Annotated in this window: 8 protein-coding genes; 7 read left to right on the top strand and 1 reads right to left on the bottom strand. The window is 59.8% G+C overall.

Translation table 11 applies throughout. From position 1 onward, the window contains the following. Window positions 1-64: 64 nt before the first annotated feature. The 4 genes from ACTNBK_RS15555 (at window position 65) to ACTNBK_RS15540 (ending at window position 7,589) form a co-directional block, all read left to right on the top strand. A complete protein-coding gene (locus ACTNBK_RS15555) occupies window positions 65-1,312 on the top strand; it encodes a recombinase family protein (RefSeq protein WP_441147486.1) in 1,248 nt (415 codons plus the stop codon). 383 nt (window positions 1,313-1,695) lie between these two features. Next, entirely contained in the window at window positions 1,696-4,233 is a 2,538-nt protein-coding gene (locus tag ACTNBK_RS15550) for a hybrid sensor histidine kinase/response regulator (RefSeq protein ID WP_441147484.1), read from the top strand. 64 nt (window positions 4,234-4,297) lie between these two features. After that, window positions 4,298-5,737, top strand: a complete 1,440-nt coding sequence (proS, locus tag ACTNBK_RS15545; protein ID WP_441147482.1) for a proline--tRNA ligase — start codon at window positions 4,298-4,300, stop codon at window positions 5,735-5,737. 244 nt (window positions 5,738-5,981) lie between these two features. Further along, a complete protein-coding gene (locus ACTNBK_RS15540; protein WP_441147481.1) occupies window positions 5,982-7,589 on the top strand; it encodes an ABC-F family ATP-binding cassette domain-containing protein in 1,608 nt (535 codons plus the stop codon). Window positions 7,590-8,121: 532 nt separating this feature from the next. Here ACTNBK_RS15540 and ACTNBK_RS15535 read toward each other — a convergent pair. Further along, window positions 8,122-8,397: a hypothetical protein gene (locus ACTNBK_RS15535; RefSeq protein WP_441147479.1), complete on the bottom strand. Its 276-nt coding sequence runs from the start codon at window positions 8,395-8,397 to the stop codon at window positions 8,122-8,124. A gap of 78 nt (window positions 8,398-8,475) precedes the next feature. Between ACTNBK_RS15535 and ACTNBK_RS15530 the strand changes: the two genes are divergently transcribed. The 3 genes from ACTNBK_RS15530 to metG all read left to right on the top strand — a co-directional run bounded on the left by ACTNBK_RS15530 (window position 8,476) and on the right by metG (window position 11,647). Further along, entirely contained in the window at window positions 8,476-8,694 is a 219-nt protein-coding gene (locus ACTNBK_RS15530; protein WP_441147477.1) for a helix-turn-helix domain-containing protein, read from the top strand. A 90-nt stretch (window positions 8,695-8,784) separates the two neighbouring features. Further along, a complete protein-coding gene (locus ACTNBK_RS15525; RefSeq protein ID WP_441147475.1) occupies window positions 8,785-9,669 on the top strand; it encodes a hypothetical protein in 885 nt (294 codons plus the stop codon). After that, a complete protein-coding gene (gene metG, locus ACTNBK_RS15520) occupies window positions 9,659-11,647 on the top strand; it encodes a methionine--tRNA ligase (protein ID WP_441147473.1) in 1,989 nt (662 codons plus the stop codon). The genes ACTNBK_RS15525 and metG overlap by 11 nt, the downstream gene beginning before the upstream one ends. Window positions 11,648-11,798 lie beyond the last annotated feature (151 nt).

Below are 11,798 nucleotides of genomic sequence, written 5' to 3'. Positions count from 1 at the left end.
CAGATAAATAATGGCTATTTTGCACTGAAATCACCTTAACCAAGCGCAAATGGCGGCTAATACATTGAGTAGAAACAGGATAAAGGCTTTTATTCAGAGGTTCCCTAGGAACAAACTCACCAAGCAGTTCGAGATTGATCCCGATCAAGCGGAAACCGTAAAAATGATTTTTGACCTCTATGATTCCGGTATGGGTGAAACCTTGGTAGCAAAAGAGCTGACCCGCCTTGGACGCAAAAACGGGGTGGGTAAGGTCAAATGGGATGCTGGGAAGGTATCAAAAATCATCAAGCGTAAAAACTATTTGGGGTACACAGTTTACTGTCAGTCCTATTCCAACAACTATTTGGAGCAAAAACGGATCAAGCGCGACGAGAGTGAGTTCGTCTATGTAAAAGGCGGTTTTCCTCAGATCATTTCAGAGGAGCAGTACGAGCGGTGTAACGCCATTCGTCGCAGCAGGACCAAACGGCTGACGGATGAAAAAGGCCGCACGCGGAGTTTTGGTGTTCAGCAGGCTCAGAATGTATGGGGCAGAAAAATGAGGTGTCGTTGCGGTTCTCCCATGCTTCGACATCGTTGGAGAACCAATAATGCAGGAAAGCCTATCTATGGATATGAATGCAAGCGACACCATGATACCCCCCGCATCCGCCTTCAGAATGAACAAGGCAATCCAACACCTATCTGTGAGATCAAGCCGGTTGGACAAAGCAAGCTGGAACTGATGGCCTCCAAAATATTTGAGAGGGTATGGGGAGACCAAAGAGAAATCGTCCTCCAGACCTGCAAAATGCTGGATGCTTGCTACAAGCCAGACGCAGATCGTCGAGCAGATTTGATGAAAGCGAAAGATGATTCTATTCAGTTGCTCCAACAACAGCTGGATGACTTGGTTGTGGTCCGTGCCCGTGGAGAGATTGAGCAGGATAAGTTCCTCCAGCGGACCATAGAAATTCAGCAGCAGATGGAGGCCCTTCGTCAGAGCAAAGCTCAAATTGCTTCAGAGGACTACAATCCCGGACGCCTGGATATGGAAGCCATTGAGGCAGCGTTGTGCGAAGCAGTTGAAATGCATGACGGTCTGGTAAGCGAGGATTTCATTGATCTCTTTGTTTCACAGGTTACACCACTGTCTGATTCCCGCTTTGCCTGGTGCTTGGACTTTTCTCCGCAGCCCACAGTTGCCTTTCTGAATTTAGCCGGTCAGAGGAAGTACACGACCTGCTCTATGGATAGCAAATTACACTTTGGTCCTTTTGCTGATGAGGAGGGGCACACCATCCCTTTTCCGGGCAGCCTGCGTCAGTGAGCTGCCCGGACAGCTCTAATTCAAAATGTACATCGTTATATACACAAGGTATGTACGGCGCAGGCCGCCATCAAGAACCCCCGCAAGTAAGGGTCCCTGCGGAGCGCATAGAATAACAGCAATCGCCCCGGCTCAACTGAGCCGGGGCGATCTTTTTGCAGTCTGCCTCCTGTTCTGCCGAGGCTTTCACCAAGGACTGGGCGGGGCGGCTCAACGCAGTCAAGCGCCAGTTCCGGCCGGCGGCCGGCAGAGGTATAAGGTTTCTTTTGCAGCAGATAAGACAGATTTTCGTTTACTTTCCAAATATTTGGCGGTATGATGATAAGGCGTAAGAAAGCTGGCGGGGCATCCGGCGGCAGAGGTGTAGAAAAGGGGAGACTGCTGTGAACAGCGGCAAGAGAGGGTCCATCAATACGGCGCTGAGCATCCTGCTGATGATCGCTTGTGTGAGCATGCTCATTTTTGGCGTGATCCTGGTGCGCACCAAGCTGCTCCAGAACACCCAGGACCTGGGCATGTCCCTGGCGGAGAGCTATGCCGCCGAGGAGGAGCTCCGCGTGGCCACCTTCCGGAATTTCCTGGACCTGGGCAGCCAGTATGTGGAGGAGATGAGCCGCGCCGGCGCGGAGACGGAGGAGCTCCAGCAGTGGCTCCACAGCTATTTCACCAAGATCACCTCCATTGTGGGCGAGAACGTCATCGACCCCTATGCCGTCATTGACGGCGCCATTGTGGCCGCCAATCCCTGGGAAGGGGATGGGGGCTATAACTATCAAAATACAAATTGGTACCGTCAGGCGCTGGAGGCCCACGGGCAGGTCATCTTTACCGACGCCTACATCGACGCCATTACCGGAAAGCCCGTCATCACGGTGGCGAGAAGGTTTCAAAGCTCCAACAATGTGTTAGCCATGGACATCTATCCTCAGAATTTCCACGAACTGGCGGGGAGCAAGAGCCTGCCCGAAAACGGCTCGGTCTACCTGTGTGACTCTAAAGGCACCCTCCTCTATGCCATCACCAAGTGGAACGTATCCGACGAGGAGCTCCAGCACTTTACCGATGAGCTGCTCCAGGGCATACAGGACGGGTCTCTGCTGGCCTACGATGCCTCCTTCCGGGACCCCGAAGGGGTGGAGCGGGGGGTCTACTACTATGAGATGAGCAACGGCTGGACCGTTATCCTCACCATTCCTTTCCAGACTGTCCTTATGGGAGAGCGCAACCTCCCCGTCATGGTGCTGGTGGTCATCTCCGCGCTGGTGATGGCGGTTATGGTGATTATGGTGCTCCGGGACTTGGTGAACAGCCGGCGCATTCAGCGGGCCGACAGCACCATTCACATCCTGGGCGATTCCTTCTATGCCATCTACCGGGTCAACTACAAAACCGGCGCCTATGAGGCTATCAAGCTCTCCCCGGACATGGTGGGCACCCTGCCGGAGACGGGAGATTACCAGAGCCTCATCGACATCATCGGCACCCTGGTGGAGCCCGACACCTTCCACGAGTTCGCCCTGGCCTTCTCCCTGGAGAGCATCCGCCAGCGGGTGGCCGCCCGGATCCCCGAATACGGTGGGGATTACCAGCGCCGCTTTGGGAAGGTCTACAAGTGGGTGAACGTCCGCACCCTCTACGACGGCGGCCGGGCCCCGGACGAGGTCATCCTCTGCTTCCGGGAGGTGGACCTGGAAAAGCGCCAGCAGCTCCAGCATATGCGCATCCTCCAGGAGGCCCTGGACACCGCCAAGAAGAGCACCAGGGCAAAAAACGCCTTCTTCTCCAACATGTCCCACGATATGCGCACCCCCCTCAACGCCATCATTGGCCTCTCCGAGCTGGCCCAGCGGGACCGGGGCGACCAGGAGAAGGTGGACGGCTACATGCGGAAGATCGAGTTCTCCGGCAAGCAGCTGCTCACCCTCATCAACGACATCCTGGAGCTCTCCCGGCTGGAGTCCGGCCGCAACACCCTGGACTGCCGGCGCTTCGATCTCCGGCAGTGTGTGGAGGATCTGACCGCCGTCTTCTACGATATGGCGGAAAAGGACGACCGGAACTTCTCGGTGAAGCTGGAGATCACCGATACCATGGTGGAGGGCGACCCCCACAAGCTGGGGCAGATCCTCAACAACCTCATCTCCAACGCCTTCAAGTACAGCCGGAACGGAGACCGGGTAGAGGTAACGGTGAAGCAGTTCCACTTCCAGCAGCACAGCAAATATCAGTTCACCGTGGAGGATACGGGCATCGGCATGTCGGAGCAGTTTTTGGAGCACATCTTTGACCCCTATACCCGGGAGACCCGGTTCACCTCCCAGACGGTCACCGGTACCGGCCTGGGCATGCCCATCGTCCAAAGCCTCGTCCAGCAGATGAGCGGCGAGATCACGGTGGAGAGCACGTTGGGGAAGGGGAGCCGCTTCACGGTGACCCTGCCCATGGAGGCCGTCCGGACGGAGGAGGGGACGGAGGAGCCGGTACTGGAGGAGGAGGCCGTGGACCTCACCGGAAAGCGGGTGCTCCTGGCCGAGGACAACGAGCTCATCATGGAGATCAGCCAGTCCATCCTCACCATGAATGGGATGGAGGTGATTCCGGCGGTAAACGGCGCCGAGGCGGTGGAGCGCTTCGCGGAAAGCCCGCCCAGCTCCATCGACGCCGTCCTCATGGATATGCAGATGCCCGAGATGGACGGCTGCCAGGCGGCCCAGGCCATCCGGTCCATGGACCGGCCCGACGCGGCCACGGTGCCCATCATCGCCGTCACCGCCAACGCCTTTGCCGAGGACATCGCCAAGACCACCGAGGCGGGCATGGACGCCCACGTCTCCAAGCCCATCGACTTCGCCGTGCTGAACCGGACCCTGGCCCGGCTTATCAACGGAGAGAAAAGGCCACAAATGCCCGGGAAGGCTTGACTTTTCCCGCCGGGGCACATAAAATGGACCACACAAACATTTTCGAGGAAAAGGATTGAGATATATGGCACAGGACAAGAAGCAGGTGGAGCAGATCACCGATATGGAGGTGGACTTCGCCCAGTGGTACACCGACGTGTGCAAGAAGGCGGAGCTCATCGACTACTCCAGCATCAAGGGCATGTTCATCTACCGCCCCTACGGCTACGCCATCTGGGAGAACATCCAGCGCATGATGGACGCCGAGTTCAAGAAGTACGGCCATGAGAACGTGTACCTGCCCGTGCTCATCCCCGAGAGCCTCCTCCAGAAGGAGAAGGACCATGTGGAGGGCTTTGCCCCCGAGTGCGCCTGGGTGACCATGGGCGGCAGCGACAAGCTGGAGGAGCGCTACTGCGTCCGCCCCACCAGCGAGACTCTGTTCTGTGAGCACTACAAGAACATCATCCACTCCTGGCGTGACCTGCCCAAGCTCTACAACCAGTGGTGCTCCGTCCTCCGCTGGGAAAAGACCTCCCGACCCTTCCTGCGCCACCGGGAGTTTTTGTGGCAGGAGGGCCACACCATGCACGCCACCGCCGAGGAGGCCCGTGAGGAGACCCAGCGGATGCTGAACGTCTACGCCGACTTTCTGGAGAACGTGCTGGCCATGCCCGTGGTCAAGGGCCAGAAGACCGACAAGGAGAAGTTCAACGGCGCCGAGGAGACCTACACCGTGGAGTGCATGATGCACGACAAGAAGGCCCTCCAGGCCGGCACCAGCCACTACTTCGGCGATGGCTTCGCCAAGGCCTTCGACATCACCTTCACCGGCAAGGACAACCAGCTCCACTACCCCCACCAGACCTCCTGGGGCGTGTCCACCCGCATGATCGGCGGCATCATCATGACCCACGGCGACAACAACGGCCTGGTGCTGCCCCCCCGCATCGCCCCCATCCAGGTGGTCATCATCCCCGTGGCCCAGCACAAGGAGGGCGTCCTGGAGGCCAACCGGGCCGTCATGGACCGCCTGGTCAAGGCCGGCTTCCGGGTGAAGATGGACGACTCCGACCAGTCCGCCGGCTGGAAGTTCGCCGAGTACGAGATGAAGGGCATCCCCCTCCGCCTGGAGCTGGGTCCCAAGGACATCGAGAAGAACCAGTGCGTCCTGGTCCGCCGGGACAGCGGCGAGAAGAGCTTCGTCTCCCTGGACGGCATCGAGGACACCGTGGCCGCCATGCTGGACTCCATCCACGACGGCCTCTACGCCAAGGCCAAGAAGAACCTGGAGGACAACACCTACGCCTGCTCCAGCCTGGAGGAGGTCCGGGAGAAGATGCAGGAGCGGAGCGGCTTCGCCAAGACCATGTGGTGCGGCGACGAGGCCTGTGAGATCCGCATGAAGGAGGAGGCCGGCGTCACCTCCCGCTGCATCCCCTTCGCTCAGGAGCACCTGGGCGACGTGTGCCCCATCTGCGGCAAGCCCGCCAAGCACATGGTCTACTGGGGCGTGGCGTATTAAGTTTCCTTCCCCACAAAAACCAGAATGGCCGTCCCGACGAGGGGCGGCCATTTTTGCCGTCAGGGGGAAACAGAGCGCAGCGGACTTTGCGAGGACGATGCGAGGACAAGGAAAAACCCTTGTTTTGTGCCAGAATTATGATATACTATTGGGGCGTTTACGGCCGCGCCGGGAGAGAGCGGCCCACAGAAGCCGTCTTCCGGCAGGGCGGCGGAAATAGAGTGTAATATTTAAGGAGTATGACATGATCACAGTCACCGACCTCAGCTTACAGTACAGCGGCCAGGCCCTCTTTTCCCATGTGGATTTGCAGTTCGTCAAGGGGAACTGCTATGGCATCATCGGCGCCAACGGCGCCGGCAAGTCCACCTTCTTAAAAATCCTGTCCGGGGAGCTGGAGCCCACCTCCGGCGAGGTGTCCATCCTGCCCAACACCCGCATGTCCATCCTCAAGCAGGATCAGAACGCCTACAACGCCTACACCGTCATGGATACGGTCATCATGGGCAACCAGCGCCTCTACGACATCGGCAAGGAGAAGGAGGCCCTCTACGCCAAGGAGGAGATGACCGAGGAGGACGGCATCCGGGCCTGTGAGCTGGAGGAGGAGTACGCCGAGCTGGGGGGCTGGGAGTCTGAGTCCGACGCCAGCCGCATCCTCCAGGGCCTGGGCATCCCCGTGTCCATGCACTACGACATCATGGAGAACGTGGACGGCCGTCTGAAGGTGAAGGTCCTGCTGGCCCAGGCCCTCTTCGGCAACCCCGATATCCTGATGATGGACGAGCCCACCAACAACCTGGACATCAACGCCGTGAACTGGCTGGAGGACTTTTTGCTGGACTTCGAGGGCACCGTCATCGTGGTCAGCCACGACCGCCACTTCCTCAACACCATCTGCACCCACATCGTGGACATCGACTACAACAAGATCAAGATGTACGTGGGCAACTACGACTTCTGGTATGAGTCCTCCCAGCTGGTGCAGAACCTCATCAAGAACCAGAACAAGAAGAACGAGGAGAAGATCAAGGAATTGCAGGAGTTCATCTCCCGCTTCTCCGCCAACAAGTCCAAGTCCAAGCAGGCCACCGCCAGAAGAAAACTGCTGGATAAGCTCACCGTGGAGGAGATGCCCGCCTCCTCCCGCCGCTACCCCTGGGTGTCCTTCTCCCCCGACCGTGAGGTGGGCAAGGATATTCTCTTCGTCACTGAGGTCTCCAAGACCGTGGACGGGATCAAGCTGCTGGACAAGGTAAGCTTCACCGTCAACCACGGCGACAAGATCGCCTTCGTGGGCGAGAACGAGAACGCCCACACCGCCCTCTTCAAGATCCTCACCGGCGAGTGGGAGCCCGACGAGGGTACCGTGAAGTGGGGCCAGACCGCCACCTATTCCTACTTCCCCAAGGACAACACCGAGTTCTTCAAGGACAACGACGACAACCTGGTGGAGTGGCTCCGCCAGTTCTCCTCCGACCCCCACGAGGCCTATCTCCGGGGTTTCCTGGGCCGGATGCTCTTCTCCGGCGACGACGTCTACAAGCAGGTCAAGGTCCTCTCCGGCGGTGAGAAGGTGCGGTGCATGCTTTCCCGGATGATGCTCTCCGGCGCCAACGTGCTGCTGCTGGACCAGCCCACCAACCACCTGGACCTGGAGTCCATCGCCGCCGTCAACAACGGCCTGGAGGCGGTGAAGTGCAACGTGCTCTTCTCCTCCCACGACCACCAGCTGGTCCAGACCGTGGCCAACCGCATTTTCGACTTCACCCCCGACGGCAAGCTGGTGGACCGCCAGATGACCTATGACGAGTACCTGGAGCGCATGGCCCAGGAGAGCGCTCAGGGGTAAGAATATTTCCCGTTTGCAGGGGCGGCCTGTGGCCGCCCGTCAGTGGTCCCCTACCCTCCGGGCACCGGCGGCGTTACGAAGTAAGCCGACGGTGCAAGCAGCGCAGCGATAGAACAGCCCCGGGGGGTACATCCAATAGGGGGGCCGCGGCCCCCCTATGTTTGGTCGTTTTAAGGGGAGGATTGTCAAGGAGGGGGAAATCGAAATCCCCCTCCTTGACTGACTCTTTCGCCCCTTTCTGGTCATTCAGAAAGGGGCCCGCCGGAGGCCGTGTTCCATTGAAAATATCAGAGGAATGATTTTCTTCTAAACAAAAACGATTTATAATTGTATTGTTGTCTGCCCTGCCCGGGGCGTTCCTTTCTTCTTGTGCAGAAAGGAACCAAAGACACCCCAGAGAGGGGGGATTCCGATTTCCCCCCTCTCTGGACTCTCCCCCTTGAAACGGCCAAGCACAGGGGGGAGCTGCGGCTCCCCCCTATTGGAAGTACCCCCCAGGCTGCTCTGCTGTTAGGTTGCTTGCGTCCCGGGTTTACTCCGTAACGCCCGTGCCGCCCCACACGTAGCCCTCACCGCGCAGCTCCTCCATGAGGGCGGCGCCCAGGCAGAAGCCCCGGCGAAAGGCCTCGTTGGTATAGCAGTCCTGGAGCCGGCCCAGAGCCGACCAGAACTCGTCCAGAAAGCCGTCGGACAGGGCCTCCGCCACCTTCCGGCAGTAGGGGTCCAGGGCTTTTCGGGCTGTCTCCTCCCCAGGATAGGGTGGGTGGGGCGTACTGGCTTCATTGATGAAATCAAGGACAGAGTTCAAATCTCTCACCTCGAATACGTAGTTTTGCTACGTATTCATTATACGAAGAAATCATTCGTTTGTCAAGAGGGGGATACTATGGTCCCATTTTCTGACCGCCTTCGGGAAGTACGGAATGCCCGGGGCAAAAAGCAGTGGGAGGCCGCCGATACCTGCGGAGTCGCGCTGCGGACCTATCAGCTCTATGAGCAGGGGAAAAACGAACCGAACATTGCAAAGCTTATCGCGCTGGCGGATTTTTTTGACGTATCGCTGGATTATCTGCTGGGGCGTACTGACACGGACCCAAAATTGTGATATACTACCATCGTATGTACTTTCTTCAGGGCGGCAGCGCCGTGATGGGAGTACCATTTCCAAGGACCCTATTTGAGAGGACTGTAGCGCATGCGCAAAGAACTGATCCTGCCGGTGACCGCCATCGTGGGCGGCGCCATCGGCTTTTTTCTGCGGCGGCAGGAGCTCCTCACCGCCTTTGAGCCGGACACCGGCCTCCCCATTGAGGGTATGACGGTGACCTGGGCCCTCATCGCCCTCTCGGTGGTGGTGGCCGCCGCGGTGCTTCTGCTGTGTCTGGGCACCGGCAAGGGCTTTCAGGGCGGCTACGACGAGGCCTTCCAGGCCAGGGACGCCGCCCCCTACATGATGGGCATGACGGCGGGGGCCTTCCTCACCGCCGCCGCCGGCGTCCTGCTCCTCCTCCAACTCCCCGGACTCTACGCCCAGGCCTCCCTGGAGACCGGCGGCTTCCCCATGTTCAGCCTGGTGCCCAAGGTGCTCCTGGCCGTCCTCTGCCTGGCCTCCGCCTGGTCCATGCTCATGCTGGGCAAGAACAACTACCGGGGCGAGGGTCAGGGCAAGTACAGCGCCTGGCTCCTCATCCCCGCCTATACCTGCTGCATGTGGCTCATCGTCTCCTACCAGGAGCACAGCGGCGACCCCATCATCCTGGACTACGTCTATCAGCTCTTCGCCGTCATCGCGGCGGTGCTGGGCTGCTACTTCCTCTCCGGCTTCGGCTTCGGCCGGGGCCGGCCGGCCGCCGCCGCCTTCTTCTCCGCGGAGGCCATGTACTTCGCCCTGGTCACCCTGGCCGACACCCATGAGCCGGCCTTCCTGCTTCTGTACGCCGGGTGCTTCTTCTATTTCGCCGCCTCCTCTGTGGCCCTGCTCCACAACCTGGGCCGTCCCCTGGGGCCGCGAATGCCGGGGGGCAAGCGTCTGAGCACACAGCAGAATACAAATAGGGAGGAAAGACCCCATGAAGGATAAGTTCTATATCACGACCCCCATCTACTACCCCTCGGACAAGCTCCACATCGGCCACACCTACTGCACCGTGGCCACCGACGCCATGGCCCGCTACAAGCGTCTCCAGGGCTACGACGTCATGTTCCTCACCGGCACCGACGAGCACGGCCAGAAGATCGAGGACAAGGCCAAGGACGCCGGCGTCACCCCCAAGCAGTTCGTGGACAACATCGTGGAGGGCAAGGGCGGCATCCTGGACCTGTGGAAGCTCATGAACATCTCCAACGACCGCTTCATCCGCACCACCGACGACTACCACGAGGCGGCTGTGCAGAAAATCTTCAAGCAGCTCTATGAGCAGGGGGACATCTACAAGGGCAAGTATGTGGGCAAGTACTGCAAGCCCTGCGAGTCCTTCTGGACCGAGACCCAGCTGGTGGACGGCAAGTGCCCCGACTGCGGCCGTGAGGTCCAGGACGCCGAGGAGGAGGCCTACTTCTTCCGCCTCTCCAAGTACGCTGACCGCATCCTGGACCTGCTGGAGAACACCGACTTCCTGGAGCCCCGGAGCCGGGTCAACGAGATGGTCAACAACTTCATCAAGCCCGGCCTGGAGGACCTGTGCGTCTCCCGGACCAGCTTCACCTGGGGCGTCCCCGTGGACTTCGACCCCGGCCACGTGGTCTACGTGTGGATCGACGCCCTCTCCAACTATATCACCGCCCTGGGCTACGGCAACGACAAGTACCACGACTACGACAAGTACTGGCCCGCCGACGTCCACTTTGTGGGCAAGGAGATCGTCCGCTTCCACTCCATCATCTGGCCCGCCATCCTCATGGCCCTGAATCTCCCCCTGCCCAAGAAGGTCTACGGCCACGGCTGGCTCCTCCTGGAGGGCGGCAAGATGTCCAAATCCAAGGGCAACGTGGTGGACCCCGTCATCCTGGCCCAGCGCTACGGCGTGGACGCCCTGCGCTACTTCCTCCTCCGGGAGTTCCCCTTCGGCTCCGACGGCAACTTCTCCAACGAGGCCCTCATCTCCCGCATCAACGTGGACCTGGCCAACGACCTGGGCAACCTGGTGAGCCGCACCGTGTCCATGGCGGGCAAGTACTTCGAGGGGGGCAAGCTCCCCACCGAGCAGGCTGAGGGTCCCGAGGACGCCGAGCTGATCGCCCTGGCCTCCGGCCTCCGGGACAAGTACGAGGCCCACATGGAGAAGTACGCCTTCCAGGACGCCCTGATGGACGTCTTTGCCCTCATCTCCTGGGCCAACAAGTATATCGACGAGACCAAGCCCTGGGTCCTGGGCAAGGACGAGAACCAGAAGGCCCGTCTGGCCCGGGTCATGTATAACCTGCTGGAGAGCATCCGCATCGCCGCCGTTCTCCTCACCCCCTTCATCCCCGACACGGTGGAGAAGATCTTCGCCCAGATCGGCGCCGGTGAGAACGGCCGCACCTGGGAGAGCGCCGCCACCTTCGGCGTGCTGCCCGCCGACGTCACCATCCACCGTGGGGAGAATCTCTTCCCCCGCATCGACATGGAGAAGGAGCTGAAGGAGTTGGAGAGCCTGGAGAAGAAGCCCGAGGCGCCCAAGGCCGCCGAAGCCCCCAAGGCCGAGGCCGCCAAGGCGGAGAAGCCCGCCGAGCCCGAGTATATCACCATTGACGATTTCGCCAAGGTGAAGTTCGTCACCGCCAAGGTCCTGGCCTGCGAGGCCGTGCCCAAGTCCGCCAAGCTGCTGCGGTTCACCCTGGACTGCGGCGAGGAGTTCCCCCGGCAGATCCTCTCCGGCATCCACGAGTGGTATGAGCCCGAGGACCTGGTGGGCAAGACCGTGGTGGCCTGCACCAACCTCAAGCCCCGGAAGATGATGGGCATCATGTCCAACGGCATGCTCATCTCCGCCGTCAAGGAGGAGCCCGACGGCTCCGAGAAGCTCCACCTCCTCATGCTGGACGACAAGGTCCCCGCCGGTTACGGCCTGTGCTGATTCTTTTTCTTGTAAGAAAAAGAATCAAAAAGAACTTTGGTATCGCTCCCATTGTGATCACAGGACCGGCGCTTTCGCCCGGTAACGATGGGTCGATCAAATAGGAGACGCCAAGCGGGGGCGGCGCCCCGCCCCCCCCCCCCTTTTTTTT

This window comes from Intestinimonas sp. HCP28S3_D6 (genome assembly GCF_052065695.1).
GTDB lineage: Bacteria > Bacillota > Clostridia > Oscillospirales > Oscillospiraceae > Intestinimonas.
This window is presented reverse-complemented; position numbering and strand designations above follow the sequence as displayed.

Excerpts from the sequence above, each read along its gene's own strand:
- proS (WP_441147482.1), top strand. The coding sequence starts at position 4,298 with ATGGCACAGGACAAGAAGCAGGTGGAGCAGATCACCGATATGGAGGTG.
- ACTNBK_RS15540 (WP_441147481.1), top strand. The coding sequence starts at position 5,982 with ATGATCACAGTCACCGACCTCAGCTTACAGTACAGCGGCCAGGCCCTC.
- ACTNBK_RS15530 (WP_441147477.1), top strand. The coding sequence starts at position 8,476 with ATGGTCCCATTTTCTGACCGCCTTCGGGAAGTACGGAATGCCCGGGGC.
- ACTNBK_RS15525 (WP_441147475.1), top strand. The coding sequence starts at position 8,785 with ATGCGCAAAGAACTGATCCTGCCGGTGACCGCCATCGTGGGCGGCGCC.
- metG (WP_441147473.1), top strand. The coding sequence starts at position 9,659 with ATGAAGGATAAGTTCTATATCACGACCCCCATCTACTACCCCTCGGAC.